Annotated in this window: 18 protein-coding genes; 5 read left to right on the top strand and 13 right to left on the bottom strand. The window is 34.5% G+C overall.

Annotation, left to right across the window (positions count from 1 at the left end):
* Positions 1-138: 138 nt before the first annotated feature.
* The 3 genes from OLM51_RS03565 to OLM51_RS03555 form a co-directional block, all read right to left on the bottom strand.
* Positions 139-1,176, bottom strand: a complete 1,038-nt coding sequence (locus OLM51_RS03565; protein ID WP_264553034.1) for an aldo/keto reductase — start codon at positions 1,174-1,176, stop codon at positions 139-141.
* Positions 1,177-1,435: 259 nt separating this feature from the next.
* Entirely contained in the window at positions 1,436-2,380 is a 945-nt protein-coding gene (locus OLM51_RS03560; protein WP_264553033.1) for an OmpA family protein, read from the bottom strand.
* A 238-nt stretch (positions 2,381-2,618) separates the two neighbouring features.
* A complete protein-coding gene (locus OLM51_RS03555) occupies positions 2,619-3,380 on the bottom strand; it encodes an exodeoxyribonuclease III (RefSeq protein WP_264553032.1) in 762 nt (253 codons plus the stop codon).
* A 120-nt stretch (positions 3,381-3,500) separates the two neighbouring features.
* On the opposite strand from OLM51_RS03555, the gene OLM51_RS03550 reads away from it, so the two are divergent.
* Positions 3,501-5,309 carry a lysophospholipid acyltransferase family protein gene (locus tag OLM51_RS03550; RefSeq protein WP_264553031.1) on the top strand — a complete coding sequence of 603 codons (1,809 nt, stop codon included), beginning with the start codon at positions 3,501-3,503 and terminating at the stop codon, positions 5,307-5,309.
* A gap of 67 nt (positions 5,310-5,376) precedes the next feature.
* Here the strand turns inward: OLM51_RS03550 and OLM51_RS03545 are convergent, their stop codons facing one another.
* From OLM51_RS03545 to OLM51_RS03530, 4 genes are all read right to left on the bottom strand, one after another.
* On the bottom strand, positions 5,377-5,652 hold the full coding sequence (locus OLM51_RS03545; protein ID WP_264553030.1) for a TM2 domain-containing protein: 276 nt from the start codon (positions 5,650-5,652) through the stop codon (positions 5,377-5,379).
* 85 nt (positions 5,653-5,737) lie between these two features.
* On the bottom strand, positions 5,738-6,016 hold the full coding sequence (locus OLM51_RS03540; protein ID WP_264553029.1) for a TM2 domain-containing protein: 279 nt from the start codon (positions 6,014-6,016) through the stop codon (positions 5,738-5,740).
* A gap of 17 nt (positions 6,017-6,033) precedes the next feature.
* Positions 6,034-6,459, bottom strand: coding sequence for a DUF805 domain-containing protein (locus OLM51_RS03535; protein WP_264553028.1), 426 nt, complete (start codon positions 6,457-6,459; stop codon positions 6,034-6,036).
* 189 nt (positions 6,460-6,648) lie between these two features.
* The gene (locus OLM51_RS03530) at positions 6,649-7,599 is read right to left on the bottom strand and encodes a 2-hydroxyacid dehydrogenase (RefSeq protein ID WP_264553027.1); all 951 of its coding nucleotides are present in this window, start codon (positions 7,597-7,599) and stop codon (positions 6,649-6,651) included.
* 365 nt (positions 7,600-7,964) lie between these two features.
* On the opposite strand from OLM51_RS03530, the gene OLM51_RS03525 reads away from it, so the two are divergent.
* The 4 genes from OLM51_RS03525 (at position 7,965) to OLM51_RS03510 (ending at position 10,725) form a co-directional block, all read left to right on the top strand.
* The gene (locus OLM51_RS03525; protein ID WP_264553026.1) at positions 7,965-8,654 is read left to right on the top strand and encodes an alpha/beta hydrolase; all 690 of its coding nucleotides are present in this window, start codon (positions 7,965-7,967) and stop codon (positions 8,652-8,654) included.
* 161 nt (positions 8,655-8,815) lie between these two features.
* Positions 8,816-9,967, top strand: coding sequence for a Na+/H+ antiporter NhaA (nhaA, locus tag OLM51_RS03520; RefSeq protein WP_264553025.1), 1,152 nt, complete (start codon positions 8,816-8,818; stop codon positions 9,965-9,967).
* A 25-nt stretch (positions 9,968-9,992) separates the two neighbouring features.
* On the top strand, positions 9,993-10,292 hold the full coding sequence (locus OLM51_RS03515; protein WP_264553024.1) for an antibiotic biosynthesis monooxygenase: 300 nt from the start codon (positions 9,993-9,995) through the stop codon (positions 10,290-10,292).
* 31 nt (positions 10,293-10,323) lie between these two features.
* Positions 10,324-10,725 (top strand): cytochrome c, encoded by a 402-nt coding sequence (locus OLM51_RS03510; RefSeq protein WP_264553023.1) that lies wholly within the window; start codon positions 10,324-10,326, stop codon positions 10,723-10,725.
* 63 nt (positions 10,726-10,788) lie between these two features.
* Here the strand turns inward: OLM51_RS03510 and proC are convergent, their stop codons facing one another.
* From proC to OLM51_RS03480, 6 genes are all read right to left on the bottom strand, one after another.
* A complete protein-coding gene (gene proC / locus OLM51_RS03505) occupies positions 10,789-11,574 on the bottom strand; it encodes a pyrroline-5-carboxylate reductase (RefSeq protein ID WP_264553022.1) in 786 nt (261 codons plus the stop codon).
* Between the two features lie 110 nt (positions 11,575-11,684).
* On the bottom strand, positions 11,685-13,034 hold the full coding sequence (mgtE, locus tag OLM51_RS03500) for a magnesium transporter (RefSeq protein ID WP_264553021.1): 1,350 nt from the start codon (positions 13,032-13,034) through the stop codon (positions 11,685-11,687).
* The gene (gene rsmA, locus OLM51_RS03495; RefSeq protein WP_264553020.1) at positions 13,018-13,803 is read right to left on the bottom strand and encodes a 16S rRNA (adenine(1518)-N(6)/adenine(1519)-N(6))-dimethyltransferase RsmA; all 786 of its coding nucleotides are present in this window, start codon (positions 13,801-13,803) and stop codon (positions 13,018-13,020) included. The genes mgtE and rsmA overlap by 17 nt, the downstream gene beginning before the upstream one ends.
* Before the next feature lie 70 nt (positions 13,804-13,873).
* Positions 13,874-14,350 (bottom strand): nucleotidyl transferase AbiEii/AbiGii toxin family protein, encoded by a 477-nt coding sequence (locus OLM51_RS03490; protein ID WP_264553019.1) that lies wholly within the window; start codon positions 14,348-14,350, stop codon positions 13,874-13,876.
* A 239-nt stretch (positions 14,351-14,589) separates the two neighbouring features.
* On the bottom strand, positions 14,590-14,901 hold the full coding sequence (locus OLM51_RS03485; protein WP_264553018.1) for a DUF4286 family protein: 312 nt from the start codon (positions 14,899-14,901) through the stop codon (positions 14,590-14,592).
* A gap of 146 nt (positions 14,902-15,047) precedes the next feature.
* Positions 15,048-16,829 carry a tetratricopeptide repeat protein gene (locus tag OLM51_RS03480; protein WP_264553017.1) on the bottom strand — a complete coding sequence of 594 codons (1,782 nt, stop codon included), beginning with the start codon at positions 16,827-16,829 and terminating at the stop codon, positions 15,048-15,050.
* Between the last annotated feature and the right edge of the window lie 22 nt (positions 16,830-16,851).

Here is a 16,851-nt window from a genome sequence, read left to right as displayed (position 1 = left end):
CGCAAAAAAAGGGCTTTAGCCAAACTTTATTGGTTTGGCTAAAGCCCTTTTCTATTTCGATCTTTTCCCCTAGCTAAAGCTAGGGGCTATAGAAAAAACTTTGCGACTCTGCGCCTTTGTGCCTTCGTGGCAAAAAAACTAAGGCGCAGGATCAGGAATTATAGCCTGAACTGCATCAATCTCTGCCAAAATCTCCTTAGAAAGAACAACATCAATTGTATCGATGTTTTCTTTTAATTGTTCCATAGTTGTAGCCCCAATAATTGAGCTCGTTAAAAATGGCTGCTGCAATACAAATCCCATTGCCAATTGGGTTAACGTTAAACCATGTTTTTTAGCAATTTCCTGATACATTTTTGTTGCTTGTGTACTTTGATCGCTACTGTAACGTTTGTATTGTGGAAAAAGACTGATTCTTGCATTTGGATGACTTTCTCCGGTTAAAAATTTACCCGTTAAAACTCCAAAAGCTAAAGGTGAATATCCTAATAAACCAACATTCTCGTATTTTGAAACTTCGGCAGAATTAACTTCAAATAAACGATTCAACAAAGAATACGGATTCTGAACGGTTTTTATTCTTGGCAGATTGTTGTATTTGCTTTCTTCCAGAAAACGCATCATTCCCCATGAATTCTCGTTTGAAACTCCGATGTGTTTAATTTTTCCTTCTTTTATTAATCCATCAAAAGTTTCTAAGATTTCTCTAAAATGTTCTTCCCACACATCATCATGACCGTGAAAAGCGCGTTGTCCGAAATTATTTGTTTTTCTCTCCGGCCAGTGCATTTGATACAAATCGATATAATCTGTCTGAAGCCTTTTTAAACTATTTTCAACCGCATACTTAATACTTGCAGGAGAGAAATCGAGTTTCTCGCGCATATACCCAAAACTCGGATTTGGTCCGGCAATTTTAGAAGCCAGAATTACTTTATCACGATTTCCAGATTTCTTAAACCAGGTACCAATAACTTTCTCTGTACTTCCGTAAGTTGCTTCACTTGCAGGAACTGAATACATTTCGGCTGTATCAAAAAAATTGATTCCTCTTTCAAGGGCATAATCCATTTGCTCATGTCCTTCTGCTTCTGTATTTTGTTGCCCGTAAGTCATTGTTCCAAGGCATATTTTACTAACTTTTATATCGGTGTTGGGTAGGGTTGTGTATTTCATTTTTTTGAGATTCTAAGGTTCTAAGTGGCTAAGATTCTAAGTTTTTTTATTTCCAATTGTTAGCTTCAAAGATACAACAGGATTTTTCAAATGAAAATTTCACAAAAGTTAAAAAAAGAATAAGATTCTTTTTCAAGTCGCTAAGTCACTAAGAATCTGAGACTCTAAGGTTTTCTTAGCAAAAACAAAAAAGGTTCAAAGTTTTGACTTTGAACCCTTTTTGAATCTTAGCATCTTAGCCACTTAGAACCTTAGTATCTTAGTTTATGCTTTTAAGCATCTCAGCAATTTCGTCTAATCTTGGAGTCAGGATAATTTCGATTCTTCGATTTTTAGCTTTTCCTTCCGGAGTAGCGTTGCTTGCCAAAGGAGAATATTCACTTCGTCCTGCTGCTGTTAGCTTTTGCTTATTTATTTTATTGTTTTCACCTAAAATAGCCACAATTGCTGTTGCTCTTTTAGTCGATAAATCCCAGTTGTTTGCAATTGGCCCTGAACCTGCATATGGGTCATCATCTGTATGTCCTTCGATTAAAACGGAAAGATCCGGATTATCGCCTAAAACTTTTCCAAGCTCTACAACTGCCTTTCTTCCTTCAACACCAACTGCCCAGCTTCCTGAATTGAAAAGTAATTTATTTTCCATAGAAACATATACTTTTCCGTTTTTCTGCTCTACTGTCAAACCTTTACCTTCAAAACCATTTAAGGCTTTAGACAACGTTTCTTTCAATTTCTTCATTGCAGCTTCTTTTGCCGCAATCATATCTTCCAGTTCTTTTAGACGATTAGCCGTTTTATCCAAACGCGCTTGTTCATCTGCAAGTTTTTTAGACTTTGCTTCTAATTGTGCCAGCAACTCACGGTTTTTATTCATGTTGCTTTCTAATGCATCGTTGCTATTTTTCTCTAATGCATTATAAGAATCTTGTAAAACTTTGTATTTATTTTGCGCCGCAGCCAAATCTGCTTTTTGTTTTGCAAGTTCATCTTTTGTACTGGCCAAATCTTTGGTCAGTTTATCGCGATCTAATTCTAGCTGATTTTTTGCTGTTTTTAAGCTTTCATTTTCATCAGCAATAGAACGATTTTCTTTTTTTAGATCTGAATATTTTGTTTCAAGATCGTTGTAAATCTTTTTAGACACACATGAAGTTGTAGACAAAGCTAAAACCAGTAATCCGATGGAGGCCTTTTTAATCATATTCTTTTTTGTTTTTTATTTGGAGCTCAATTAATAATTCATTACTTCTCGTTTTATCGAAGAGCCATAGCCCTGATGGAAACGGCATCCTTTTATGGCGGCGTTTGCCATAAAAGATATAGTGGACAGCAGGAAACAGCTTCTTAAAATCTCAAAAATGAAGATGAGAATTCCAAAAACATCTCTATGAAACTGTACCAAAAACCCGCCATTCTCTCAACAAGAACAGTACCAAACTTTATTCGATCTCAACTAAAACCGGACAATGGTCTGAATGAACAGCGTCTGGAAGAATAACTGCACGTTTTAGTCTATGTTCCAACGAATCACTTACCAGATTATAATCGATACGCCAACCTTTATTGTTACCTCTTGCACCGGCACGGTAACTCCACCATGAATAATGATGCGGATCTTTGTTGAAATGACGGAAACTGTCAATGAATCCAGATTTCATAAAAGCATCCAGCCATGCACGTTCTGCAGGCAAAAATCCTGACACTGTCTTATTACGAACCGGATCATGAATATCAATCGCTTCGTGACAAATATTATAGTCTCCGCAGATAATAAGATTAGGAATCGTTAATTTTAACTCATTTATATAAGTTTGAAAATCATCCATAAACATAAATTTATGATCTAATCTTTCAATATTTGTCCCGGACGGAAGATATAAACTCATTACTGAAACATCATCAAAATCAGCACGTAGATTACGGCCTTCAAAATCCATATGATGAATTCCTGTTCCATAAATCACTGCATTTGGTTTAGTCTTAGATAAAATAGCAACACCACTATATCCTTTTTTTGTCGCCGGATAATAATATTGGTACGGATATCCTGCTGCTGTAATAGCTTCAACAGGAATTTGATCTTCTGTCGCTTTAATTTCCTGAAGACAGATCACATCTGGACTAGCGTGTTGCAGCCATTCCAGAAACCCTTTAGTAATTGCAGCGCGAATTCCGTTTACATTATAAGAAATAATTTTCATCAGATTGTATTTTTAAGGATTCCAAATGTAATAAAAAAGTGGAAAGTTTGCGTTTGTATAAACGAAAAGTAGAGTTTTTTGTTATCTTTGTTCGCTGCTCTAATAAATTAAAAATAGTACATGGGTTTAGTTACCGCGAAAGAAGTTGCAAAGGCAATAAATGTTGACAAGTACGGGGTATTCGGTACTTTTTCAGGCTGGATTCTTATGAAGGTCCTTAAAATCTCGACCCTTAATAAAATTTACGATCAGAATAAACATTTAGAGGATCTCGCATTTCTAAACGGAATTTTGGATGAGATGGAGATCAAATTTGAAATTCCGGAAGAAGATTTAAAACGTTTACCTAAAGAAGGTGCATACATTACTATTTCAAATCATCCGCTTGGAGGTATTGATGGTATTTTACTTTTGAAATTAATGCTCGAAAGAGAACCTAATTTCAAAATCATTGCCAATTTCTTATTACACCGAATTGCTCCGCTTAAAAAATACATCATGCCGGTTAATCCTTTTGAAAATCATAAGGATGTAAAATCGAGTGTAGTTGGAATTAAAGAAACTTTGCGCCACTTAAGCGACGGAAAACCATTGGGAATTTTTCCTGCAGGAGAAGTTTCGACTTATAAAGACGGAAAATTAGTTGTGGATAAACCCTGGGAAGAAGGTGCTTTAAAGTTAATCAGAAAAGCAAAAGTTCCTGTTGTACCAATCTATTTCCACGCAAAAAACAGTAAATTATTCTATTGGCTTTCTAAAATTGATGACACTTTGCGTACCGCAAAACTACCATCAGAATTACTTACTCAGAAAGATCGTGTAATTAAAGTTCGTATTGGAAAACCAATTTCTGTAAACGAACAAAACGAAATCGAATCGTTTGAAGATTACTCCGAATTCCTGAGAAAGAAAACCTATATGCTGGCAAATCCTTTTGAGAAGGACACCAAATTAATTGACACAGCAAGTCTTAAAATACCCAAAGCGCCTAAAAAAATCGTTACGCCAGCCAGCGAATCAAAAATGATTGATGAAGTTCACGCTTTAAGAAACAGTGATTGCAGGTTATTGCAAAGCAAAAATTACGAAGTGTTTTTTGCCAGAGCAAAGGCAATTCCGAATATTATCCATGAAATTGGGCGTCTGCGCGAAATTACCTTTCGTGAAGTTGGTGAGGGAACCAATGAATCGATCGACTTAGACGAATACGATCAATATTATCACCATATGTTTTTATGGGATGATGACACCAAAAAAATTGCTGGTGCTTATCGTATGGGATTGGGTTCTGAAATTTACCCAAAACATGGTATTGAAGGCTTTTACCTGACCGATCTTTTTAGATTTGAACCGGAACTTCATGATATGATGCACAAATCGATTGAAATGGGACGTGCATTTATCACAAAAGAATACCAGCAAAAACCAATGCCTTTGTTCTTGTTATGGAAAGGTATTATTCATACAACACTTCGTCATCCGGAACATAAATACCTATTAGGAGGCGTTAGTATCAGCAATCAATTTTCTGATTTCTCAAAATCATTAATGATTGAGTTCATGAAATCGAATTACTACGACCCATATATTGCACAATATATTCACCCGAAGAAAGCTTATAAAGTAAAACTTAAAGATGCTGATAAAGATTTTATCTTTGATGAAGCTGAATCTGACTTAAATAAGTTTGATAAAATAATTGATGAACTGGAACCAGGAAACCTGCGTTTACCTGTTTTAATTAAAAAATATATTAAGCAAAATGCAAGAGTAGTTGCTTTTAACGTCGATCCTTTATTCAATAATGCTGTAGATGGTTTAATGTATATTAGAATCGCAGATATTCCGGAAAGCACTATGAAACCAGTTATCGAAGAGTTTCAGATTGAATTAGAAAAGAAATTATCTGAAAAAGAAGATACAAATTAAGCTAGTCTTATACTTATATAAAACAAAAAAACCATTCGCTCACAACGAATGGTTTTTTTTTATATTACTAGAACCATGTTTTCTTTCCAACCTGATACGTTTGATAAAATTCTTCATCCGTTTTTGTCAGATACAAAATTCCTTCGATTAATCCAATTACACCACCAATACCACACAAAAGCCCTAAAATAAGCTGAATAACGCCTTCTTTGGTATATCCCAAATAAAACTTATGAATTCCTAATACACCTAATAAAATAGCCAAAATTCCTGCAACAACTTTTTTATTTTCCTGCTGTTGTGGCTGCGGATTATTCCACTCTTCTGTTTTTGTAGTTTCCATATTTTAAATATTTAAAAAAATTGATAAAAAAACATTATGCAAAAAAAATCCCATTCATTATCATGAACGGGATTTAATATAGTAATTAGAACCAGCCTTTCTTACCTACCTGATACGTCTGATAGAAATCTTCATCTGATTTAGTCAGGTAAATAATCCCTTCAACAAATCCGATAATCCCACCTAATCCGCAAGTAACAACACTTATTACTAATTGTATAATTCCTTCCTGAGTGTATCCTAAGATAAATTTATGAATCCCTAAGTATCCAAATATAATCGCCATAATTCCGGCTAATACTTTTTTATTCTCTTGTCTTGGTTGAGACGGTGTGTTCCAGCTTTCTGGTTTTGTAGTTTCCATTTTTATTAATTATTTAATTATTGTAATTCAACTTTGCCAATTTCATTAATTTCTTCTACATCATTTTTCGGATCAGAACCATATTGATTTGATCCGTAGTTTCCTTCTGTGCATAATAAAATCAATAACCAGATTCCACCTGCAAAAGGAATAAAAGCAACACAATAGTACCAGCCACTTTTATCGATATCATGCATTCTTCTTGCAATAACTGCTAATCCCGGAATAAGCGTAGCAAAAGTGTAAAGAATAAAAAGTCCATATCCTATAATTCCTCCTGTAGCAACATCTCCTAAAAGACCACCTATAATTAAGCCTGTAATTATTAACGCTATAGAAATTATACCATTTGCAAGTGCAAAATACCAGTACTCACTTCTTCTTGCACGTCCTTTAAAGTTTGCATAGTTTTCAAAAACTACTTTTTTGTACCATTCAATCATAATTAATTAAAAATTAGTTTAATAAACCTACTCTTTAAGGATTTTCGGTTTCTCCTCACTTCAAAAAGAATTTATTTAGATTCATTCTTTACGAATTGGCAACAATATTATTAAAAATTACCATACAAAACTAATAACAATTGAAATATTTACAGGAAAAGACTCGTTATTTAATCTTTAAATTCAAAACTACTTAACTTTATAAAGACTTTTAATTTTATCAACGATTACCTGCGCTAAGCGCTCATGACTTTCAAAAGTCCAACCTGCAATATGCGGTGTTAAGATTACTTTTCGGCCATCTAAAAGATATTGAAAAGCTTCTGGTGTATTTTTATCCTGAAAAAGGGTCTCAAAAGACAGTTTTTCATACTCCAAAACATCCAGGCCTGCACCAAGTACTTTTCCTAACTTCATTGTTGCAACTAAATCAGCGGTTACAATATTTTTACCCCGAGAGGTATTAATTATCCATATTGGTTTTTTGAACTCATAAATAAATGCCTCGTCAACCATTTTATCCGTTTCAGGGGTCCACGGGATATGCAAACTCAAAACATCTGTTTTTTCATGTAGTTCTTTTAATGAAACTTGTCTGGCATTCTCATCCCCTACATTATCCTGAATATCGTAACACAGAACCTCAACATCAAATCCTCTCAGTTTTTTTGCGAAGGCTTTACCCATATTTCCATATCCAATAATCCCAACGGTTTTTCCATCAAGCTCATGACCGCGATTACTTTCTCTATTCCATTGACCTGAACGAATTTCATAATCGGCAATGTTCAATTTATTAAAAAGAGAAAGAATCATTCCCAGAGTATGTTCTGCAACTGCATTACAATTTCCTTCCGGAGCAGCAATTAATTCGATGTCTTTATCCAAAGCATAATCACAATCAATACTTTCCAGACCCGCTCCTACTCTTGCAATAAACTGCAAATTGACTGCTTTGTCCAGAAATGTTTTGTCAATTTTAAATCGGCTGCGAATTACGATTCCATTATAATCCTGAATTTTTGCCTCAATTTCTTCTTTAGAAGAAGTAAAATCAGCATAATTTTCAAAACCAGCCTCTTCCAGTTGTTTCCATAGAATTGGGTGGTTACTGTCAATATGTAGAATTTTTACACTCATTTTTATTTAATTTATAGAAACAAAAATACGGTTAATTCTCTAAGTTTTTTACTGAATTATTAGTGATATAAACTCTTGCCATCTTAAAGAAACTTGCCTATACTTTCAATAAAGTAAAGGAAATACGTCTCAAACTAATAAACAACCGCTTCATTCTTAAATTTATCCGTACAAAAACAAATCACTACTAAGAGTTAATCAATTAATTTTCATAATTTTATATACATCTGTTAATCAATTGAATAATAAAACATACCCATCTTTTCCTTAGCCTCAAAAAATTAGTTGATCAATCGTTTCAACAAAATGACATTAAATTCTAAACAAGTATTTTACGTTTTAACCAATTAAACAATACAACAATTATGGCAACACAAGATTTAACCATTATTTTGGTTCATGGAGCCTGGGGAGATGGATCGCATTGGCAATATGTAATTCCTGAACTGGCAAAAAAAGGATATAAAGTGCGTAGTGTACAAAACCCGCTGACCTCTTTACAAGATGACATTAATAAAACCAAAGATTTAATTGATGCTCAAGACGGCAAAGTGCTGCTGGTCGGGCATTCATATGGAGGAGCAGTAATTTCCGGAGCGGGAAACCACGATAAAGTTGCGGGCCTGGTTTATATTGCCGCATTTGCACCGGCTGCAGGAGATAGTTTAGGAGCTCTATTGGGCCGCAGGGCAGGCTCTGGAGGCGCCAGTATTTATCCCGATCCTAAAGGATTTTTATGGATTAAATATGATGAATTTCACCAATCATTTGGACAGGATTTAGACGAAGAAAGAGCTTTAGTTATGGCACTGGCTCAAAAACCTATACACGGTCAATGTTTTGGAGATCAGGCTGGCGAACCTGCATGGAAAACTAAGCCAAGCTGGTATCAAATTTCTAATCATGATAATATGATTCCGCCAGAAACTCAGAAAGAAATGGCAGAACAGCTAAATCCTAAAAAAATCATTCACTTAGACGCTGGTCATGCTTCGCTGGCATCAAAGCCAAAAGAAGTAAGCGTTTTAATTTTAGAAGCTGCCGCTGCTCTCTAAAAATATACTAAAACCGCCTAATCTTTTTTCGGCGGTTTTTCTATCGATTTAGAAAAGAAATACTCATTACAAAACGTCAGAATTTTTATTGACCATATTTTTTTTTAACTTTGAAAAACTTGGATTAAAAAAATCCTTTCTTTCAAAATCATACCCTTCAAATGAAAATAACTAAGACTTTTAACTCTTTTTTTAATAATGAAAAATCTGGAGGGCTACTATTATTGTTTGTAACAATCTGCTCCTTATATCTGGCAAATTCAGCTTATTCGACAGAATATATTGCATTTTGGGAAAAAGATTTAGGCGGTCATTCCATAACGCACTGGATTAATGATGGTTTAATGACCATTTTCTTTTTGCTGATTGGGTTAGAACTGGAGCGCGAAATTTATCATGGAGAATTATCCAATATAAAAAATGCTTCTTTGCCCATTATGGCTGCTATTGGCGGAATGCTTGTTCCTGCCGGAATCTTTATGGCTTTAAATTATGGAACCGCCACCCAAAATGGCGCCGGAATCCCGATGGCAACAGACATTGCTTTTGCAATTGGAATTTTATCTCTTTTAGGAAGCAAAGTTCCTTCTTCTTTAAAAGTATTCCTGACCGCTCTAGCCGTTATAGACGATTTGGGTGCTATAATTGTAATTGCCGTTTTTTATACCTCGTCTATTGCCTTTGTTAATCTCGCTATCGCTTTGGGTATTTGGCTCTTATTATTTGTTTTAAACCGAATGAAAATTCACAATCTGATACCCTATTTAATTGGTGGTGCTATAATGTGGTATTTTATGTTAAACTCAGGAGTTCACGCTACAATAACCGGAGTTATATTAGCTTTTGTTATTCCTTTTGGTGACGGAGGAAAAAAAACTTCTTCTTATCGTTTACAACACTTTTTACACAAACCTGTCAGCTTTATCATTTTACCGCTATTTGCTATGGCTAATACCTGCATTGCGATTGATTCTGATTGGCATGAAGGACTAAATCACCCAAACACATTCGGAATTATTCTGGGTCTTGTTATTGGAAAACCATTAGGAATCCTTCTTTTCTCTTCGATTGGAGTAACCGCCGGTTTGTGTGCTTTACCAAAAAACTTAAAGTGGTCTCACATATTAGGCGCCGGAATGTTAGGGGGAATTGGGTTTACGATGTCCATTTTTATTACCATCCTGGCTTTTACAGATCATGAAACTATTGTTTTTTCTAAAATAGCAATTTTAATTGCTTCCGTTTTTTCTGGAATTTTGGGCTTTACCTTTTTAAAATTTGTCTTAAAAAACAAAAAAAGCATAAAAAAATGACATCCAAAATCTAAAACTCAATAGTATGATTGCAAGAATCTGGCACGGAAAAACAAGTATTGAGAATTATGAAGCTTACACGGCGTTTTTAATCAAAACTGCAATCCCTGATTATGAGAAAACACCTGGCTTTGTTAAACTATCTTTTTTAAGAAACATCAAAAACAACGAAGGCCATTTTACGCTTTTGACTTACTGGGAGAATTGGGAAGTAATTAAAAATTTTGCCGGAAAATCTATTGATAAAGCAAAATACTATCCTGAAGATGATCACTTTCTTTTAGAATTTGAAGAAAATGTAGCACATTATGAAGTTTTTAGCTAAACAGAGAAGTAACTTTTGATGAAAAGATAAAATGAAAAAAATCAGATTCATATTAATTTCTTCAATTACCTTAATTGTTCTGCTTACAGGAATAATTATTTACAGGATGAATACTGTTTCTGAAAACTCTGACACTGCCAGTCCAAAGCCACCATCTTGCGGGAACCCCGATTTAACAACTAACCAGGAAAAAGGAAAAATACTATTTGATTCTAATTGTGCAGCCTGCCACAAATTAAACTCCAAATCTACAGGGCCTGCTCTCCACGAAACCGACTCTATTGTTTTTATAAACTGGTTAACCAATAAAAAACATAAAATTGATAGCTCAAAAGTCGAAATACTAGCAATTGATTATCACAAAACAATGTTTTCTAAAACCTTAACAAAAGAAGAAATCATCACTTTAATTAAATATTGCCATTCAAAATAAAAAAATCCAAATCCCAATCAGAAAATTGGAGTTTGGAATTTGGAGTTTTCAGGATTAGTAATTCTATTTTAGCAATCCTTTAATTTGTTTCAAAGATGTTTTGATTCCTTTTATAAGAGAAGAACTGAAACCGTTATGTTCCATTTCATTTAAGCCGACAATTGTACAGCCTTGAGGCGTTGTTACACGGTCGATTAATTGTTCCGGATGTACTTTTTCCTCCAACAACATTTTGGCCGCTCCTTTTACCGTTTGCGCAGCAATTGCCAAAGCAGTATTAGAATCAAATCCTATTTCGATTCCGGCTTGCATAGAAGCGCGAATATATCTTAACGCATAAGCTGTTCCGCAAGCGCCTAAAACTGTCGCTGCATCCATTAATTTTTCGTCAATAATCGGGGCAGTTCCTAAGTCCTGAAATAAGTCTACGATTGGCATAGCTTCTTCACGGTCTGTTTCGGGAAAAGAAATGCAAGTTGCCGATTCTCCAAACTGCGCAGCAATGTTTGGCATAATACGCACAACCGGAAATTCGTTATTTGTTTTTTCCTGAAGCATATCCAGAGACAATCCGCTAACCGCCGAGGCAATTGTTTTGTTTTGAATAACTGGCAGAATTTCGGCCAAAACTGTATCAACCTGATACGGTTTAATGGTTAAAATTACCACATCGGCCTCTTTTATATTGTGTTTATTATCGTTAGAAACGGTTATTCCATACTCAGACAAATATTGAATACTGGCGATGTTTCTTCTTGTAACGGTAACCTGATTGTTTTTTGAAAATTTTGCAATTCCTATGGCGATAGAAACCCCAAGGTTTCCTCCCCCTATAATGTGTACTTTCATTCTGCTTGGTTTTATTTATTACTGCTGATTAACAGCATCTTTTTCGACTACAAATTACGTAGATTTTAAAGATCTTAAATCACTGCAATCTGCTAATTTGTGGCAAAAATTTAGAATCCAAGAATCATTTTGGCTACTCCAAAGTAGAGCATAATTCCAAATACATCATTGGTTGTGGTAATAAACGGACCTGTCGCAATAGCCGGATCTATTTTATTTTTGTGCAGAAAAAGTGGCACCAAAGTTCCCAAAGTTGCAGCAAACATGATTACAACAATCATAGAAATTGAAATTGCCAATCCTACTAAATATTGTCCATACATCAAAGAGTGGTACCCTAGAAGAAGTAACGAGATTATAGTTCCGGAAATCATGGATACTGTAATTTCTTTACTAAAATAACTACGACTGAATTCTTTTAAAGTTCCGTTTGCCAAACCCTGTACAACAATCGCTGATGCCTGAACACCAATATTTCCTGCAGTTGCCGAAAGTAATGGCACAAAAATAATTAAAGTGGAATATTTCTGAAAAGCTGTCTCGTTATCTTTTAAAACAAAAGAAGCTACAATTTCGATAACCATACCAATTAAAAGCCATGGTAAACGAGCTTTGGTTAATTCAAGAACACTGTCATTAGTTTCAATGTCTTGTGTAATACCCGCTGCTAATTGATAATCTTTATCTGCTTCTTCCTTGATTACGTCTACGATGTCATCGATTGTAATTCTTCCTACCAATCGTCCAAGTTCATCTACAACCGGAATAGCCTCCAAATCGTACTTTTGCATGATACGCGCTACCTCAACATCTTCCGTATCCACTTTTACAAAATTTAATTTTCGGATATAAACATCGCCAATTTGCGTTTTGGTCGAAGAAGTAAGTAAATCTTTCAGAGACAATCTTCCTTTTAAGCGGTTTTCATCATCGACCACATAAATAGAATGTACTCTTGATACATTTTCGGCCTGGATTCGCATTTCTTTCACACATGTAAGTACATTCCAGTTTTCATTGACTTTTACAAGCTCTTTTCCCATCAAACCACCCGCTGTATTTTCATCATAGCGTAAAAGTTCGACAATGTCTTTTGCATGTTCAACGTCAATTAACTCCGAGATTACCTCCGCTTTAATTTCCTGCGAAAGTTCTGCGATAATGTCGGCCGCATCATTGGTTTCAAGCTCATCAAGCTCTTCTGCGATTTCTTTTGGGGAAAGCCGGCTTAAGATATTCTCACGCAAATCATCTTCTAATTCAAGAAGAATTTCTGCCGTTTTATCACTATCCAGCACCTTAAAAATGTAGGTTGCTTCGTCAAAATCCAATTCATCCAGGATTTCGGCGATATCGGCATGGTGCAAATCATTAAGTAAAACTTCAAGTTCTTTGTCGTTTTTACTAACGATGTGCTCCTCTAATTGCTGGATTAATTCTTTACTAACTTTGAACTCCATCGGCTTCTATTTTTTGAGTCAAAACAATAAATTCGTCAACGCTAAGCTGCTCGGGACGTTTATCAAAGATAGTGTCTTCTCGCAATTTGTCTGATAAATTTAATGTTTTCAAACTGTTACGTAATGTTTTTCGTCTTTGTTGAAAAGCCGTTTTTACAACCGTAAAAAATAACTTTTCACCACAAGGAAGACTGTAATCTTCCTTTCGGGTCATTCTCATCACACCCGACTTGACCTTGGGCGGAGGAATAAAAACATTTTCGTCTACAGTAAACAAGTACTCTGTATCATAGAAAGCCTGAGCCAAAACGGATAAGATTCCGTAGGCCTTTGAACCTTTTTTCTCGCAGATTCGTTCTGCTACTTCTTTTTGAAACATTCCTGAGAATTCAGGAATCTGGTGTTTAAACTCTAAAGTTCTGAAAACAATCTGAGTCGAAATATTATATGGAAAGTTCCCAATTATTGCGAATTGTTTGTCTTCATAAACCTCTTTTATATTGTATTTCAGGAAATCCTGAGAGATAATCTTATCTTTTAATTTTGGATAATTTACATCCAGATATGCCACAGATTCTGTGTCAATCTCAATTACATGGGTATTAACGGGCTTATCAAGTAAATACTTAGTCAACACACCCATCCCTGGTCCTATTTCTAAAACCTCATCATATCCATTAAGACTTAAAGTGTCTGCAATAGCTTTTGCCACGCTTTCGTCTTTAAGAAAGTGTTGTCCTAAATGTTTTTTGGCTTTTACTTTTTCCATTTTCTTACCTGTTTTGCCACGAGGCTGCAAAAGTATTCTTTTTACTGCAAAGGCTCAAAGACTCAAAGCTTTATTTTTTATTTATTTCCCGTAGCTGTTGAACATCTAATAAATCTTTTGCACGATTTGCTTTTATTTTACTTGTAATCAAATCTTCTAAAGACAAAACGTTCCATTTTAAAAATATTTTATCATTTACAGTAACCTCCTCACTGTCATTATATGCTTCCTCAAAAGTCCTGTTTACTGAAAATTTCGTTATTAATTCTAAATCCAGATCAACCGGAGAAAATTTTATTGATATATTTTGTTGCTGTAATTTTACATTTTCAGGAAAATCATCAATCTCATATCCCATTTCATTAAAAACCAATACTAACTTTTTAAAATTCTCATCGGTGGTTTCTATCCAAAAATCCACATCTGCAGAGTGTCTCTGATATCCATGAAAATTTACAGCTCCTCCACCAACCATAAGCATTCGAACCTTATGTTTAGCAGCCAATGCAATAAATTCATCAATGTTTTGATCCCAAAGTTTTGACATTATTCTGATTTTATAACAATTACAAAATTGTCTTTGTTTTTATCTACTTTGTTTTTCACAGGAAATCTGCTTATTCGTTCACTCAAACGTAAAAAACTATAAAATCTTTCCGCTTTTGACAACTTTAAAAAATCGTCTTGCTGTTGTTTATTGCTTTCCTCTTTTGTTTGAAATCGAATTTCCATAATAGTCTTTTTTAAATAAAATTTTCAACTGAAAACCGACACTGAAAAATAAAATTAGTGTTCAGAAATAACTTCTAATTCTGTTCTGAAAGACAGCATTTTATCTGCAAACAATTCCAGAGCTTCTCTGTCAAAATGGGGCTGATCTTCCAGATAATATTTCTCCAGAGTATCTTTACTGTCTGTCGTGTATTGAACTGAATAAGTAATTCCGCCCATTTCTTCTTCAATTAGAACTTTTACAATTTTTGCCGATGAAAATTTTTTCGTAGCCAAAATTTCAGGTATGTGTTTTTCCTGCATCCACTTTAACCATTGGTCATGAACGCTTTCGTGTATATTGGTGGTAATATTATAAATAATCATTTTTTCTAAAGGTTCTGAGACTCTAAGGTTCTAAGGTTCTAAGTTTTTCTTACTAGACGCTTAAAAGCAAATCATCTTATTACTAATTCTTTTTGTTTGCTCATAAATTCGGTTAAACAGTTAAACAAATAACCGCTTAAACCAAACTACAAATTCTTATCTCCTCTTAATTCCCTGTATTTTTTTCTCGCATCTACAAAGTAAATACTATCCTGATGGTTAAAAATCACTTTTTCATACAAAGGCTTTGCCTTTTCTGTATCTTTTAATTCGTCGTTATAAATTTCTGCCGAAAAGAACAATGCCTCATCTACATAAATACCATCTCCATGATGATCTATAATTTGCTGATATTGGCTCAAAGCCGCATTATAATCTTTCAGACTTTCATATATTTTACCTAAACGCAACATGGTAACAGCTTCAATTTCCTGACCTTTAAAATTTTTCAAAATACTCTGAAACTGAGTTATAGCTTCGGCCTTTTTATTCTGATAAAGCAAAAAATCACCTTTGGCAAATTGTTTCAAAGCGGTCTGGGTTGAATCAGCTACTGTATTATCATTTATTAATAAGAAATATTCCAGCGCGTCATTGGCTATTAATTGTGTACTTGCCGCTTTTAATTCTTTAAATTGTTTTAGAGCCCATTCAAAATCAGTTTTAAAATAACTGGTTTTGGCTGCTTTTAAGCTGGCTTCATGTGCCATGACATCATTCTTTAAATCCAGCTGAATTTGCGAATAGTAAATCAATGCCTGATTAAACTTTTCTTCCAACAGTAAAATATCTGCCAGTTCCATCTTGGCATCTGCTTCCTGATAATCGTTTAAATTTAAGGTTAATGCTTTTTTGACAATCTCCTTAGCTTCTTCTGGTTTCTTTAAATTAAAGGCCACAAAATGCGCCTGAATCAATTGCAAAGATAAGCTAAAAGGAGTTACCTCATAAGTGGTAAGCAGTTGTTGCAATTCTGTATTAATCGCCGGATAATCTTTTTCCTGAGCTTTATCAATTTTTATCTGTATTAAATAAGCGTTGGACTGAATAAGTAAATCCAGATTTTTGGTATTTAGGAGAATAAAATTCAGTATTTCTGTTGCCGTCTCGGTATCATCTTCGTTCATTGCAAACTGACTTAAGTTAACAATACTCGAAAGTGATTCCGGATCACGTTTATAGATTGCCTTTTCCTGAATAAATGCTTTTCCAAACTCTTTTTGCTGTACGTAAAACCAGCTTAAATAATGATTCCAAAACACATCCTGATCTTTTTGAGTTCTAAGGATTAAAGCTTTTCGCATGGCATCTTTAAAAGCGGTATTATCTGTTTCACCATTCATGAAACGTGATAATTGCGTTTGAATCAAATTACTGTTTTGTTGATTTTGGTACGACTCGGTCAGCAAAAGATCGATCATTTCATCTGTTTTGCCAAGTTGGCCATACAACATTCCAATCTGAAAATTAAAATTGTAGTTTGGCTGAACCAGCATGGCAGTCTGATAGGCTTTTAATGCATATTCAAGTAATACTTTCTTCTCAAAAGAATTTCCTATCCCGTAAACATCATTTGGATTTTTTTTAATTTTCTCGATTGCCTGATCGTAATACCCTTTTGCTTTCGATTCGTTTTTCTGCAACTGGAAATTATATCCCAATTCAACTAAAAAAACACCTTGCATGTATCTGTTGTAACGCTCCAGAAGTGCTTTTTCGGCCAAAGGGAATTGTTGCAATTGCTGATAACAATCGACTGTTCTTAAAAAATACTGGGTATTGGATGGTGAACTATTTAAAAGTTCTTCATAACTGATTTTTGCTTTCTCAAAATCGCCCTTATCAAAGTAATATTGAGCCAGTTGCTCATTTTGTGAAAACACGAGACCTGACCACAACAAAACGATATAGATAAAGATGTTTTTCATATTTCAGTTTTAAAATTGAAAT

This window comes from Flavobacterium sp. N2038 (assembly GCF_025947185.1).
Taxonomy (GTDB): domain Bacteria; phylum Bacteroidota; class Bacteroidia; order Flavobacteriales; family Flavobacteriaceae; genus Flavobacterium.
This window is presented reverse-complemented; position numbering and strand designations above follow the sequence as displayed.

Excerpts from the sequence above, each read along its gene's own strand:
- OLM51_RS03565 (WP_264553034.1), bottom strand. The coding sequence starts at position 1,176 with ATGAAATACACAACCCTACCCAACACCGATATAAAAGTTAGTAAAATA.
- OLM51_RS03560 (WP_264553033.1), bottom strand. The coding sequence starts at position 2,380 with ATGATTAAAAAGGCCTCCATCGGATTACTGGTTTTAGCTTTGTCTACA.
- OLM51_RS03555 (WP_264553032.1), bottom strand. The coding sequence starts at position 3,380 with ATGAAAATTATTTCTTATAATGTAAACGGAATTCGCGCTGCAATTACT.
- OLM51_RS03550 (WP_264553031.1), top strand. The coding sequence starts at position 3,501 with ATGGGTTTAGTTACCGCGAAAGAAGTTGCAAAGGCAATAAATGTTGAC.
- OLM51_RS03545 (WP_264553030.1), bottom strand. The coding sequence starts at position 5,652 with ATGGAAACTACAAAAACAGAAGAGTGGAATAATCCGCAGCCACAACAG.
- OLM51_RS03540 (WP_264553029.1), bottom strand. The coding sequence starts at position 6,016 with ATGGAAACTACAAAACCAGAAAGCTGGAACACACCGTCTCAACCAAGA.
- OLM51_RS03535 (WP_264553028.1), bottom strand. The coding sequence starts at position 6,459 with ATGATTGAATGGTACAAAAAAGTAGTTTTTGAAAACTATGCAAACTTT.
- OLM51_RS03530 (WP_264553027.1), bottom strand. The coding sequence starts at position 7,599 with ATGAGTGTAAAAATTCTACATATTGACAGTAACCACCCAATTCTATGG.
- OLM51_RS03525 (WP_264553026.1), top strand. The coding sequence starts at position 7,965 with ATGGCAACACAAGATTTAACCATTATTTTGGTTCATGGAGCCTGGGGA.
- nhaA (WP_264553025.1), top strand. The coding sequence starts at position 8,816 with ATGAAAATAACTAAGACTTTTAACTCTTTTTTTAATAATGAAAAATCT.
- OLM51_RS03515 (WP_264553024.1), top strand. The coding sequence starts at position 9,993 with ATGATTGCAAGAATCTGGCACGGAAAAACAAGTATTGAGAATTATGAA.
- OLM51_RS03510 (WP_264553023.1), top strand. The coding sequence starts at position 10,324 with ATGAAAAAAATCAGATTCATATTAATTTCTTCAATTACCTTAATTGTT.
- proC (WP_264553022.1), bottom strand. The coding sequence starts at position 11,574 with ATGAAAGTACACATTATAGGGGGAGGAAACCTTGGGGTTTCTATCGCC.
- mgtE (WP_264553021.1), bottom strand. The coding sequence starts at position 13,034 with ATGGAGTTCAAAGTTAGTAAAGAATTAATCCAGCAATTAGAGGAGCAC.
- rsmA (WP_264553020.1), bottom strand. The coding sequence starts at position 13,803 with ATGGAAAAAGTAAAAGCCAAAAAACATTTAGGACAACACTTTCTTAAA.
- OLM51_RS03490 (WP_264553019.1), bottom strand. The coding sequence starts at position 14,350 with ATGTCAAAACTTTGGGATCAAAACATTGATGAATTTATTGCATTGGCT.
- OLM51_RS03485 (WP_264553018.1), bottom strand. The coding sequence starts at position 14,901 with ATGATTATTTATAATATTACCACCAATATACACGAAAGCGTTCATGAC.
- OLM51_RS03480 (WP_264553017.1), bottom strand. The coding sequence starts at position 16,829 with ATGAAAAACATCTTTATCTATATCGTTTTGTTGTGGTCAGGTCTCGTG.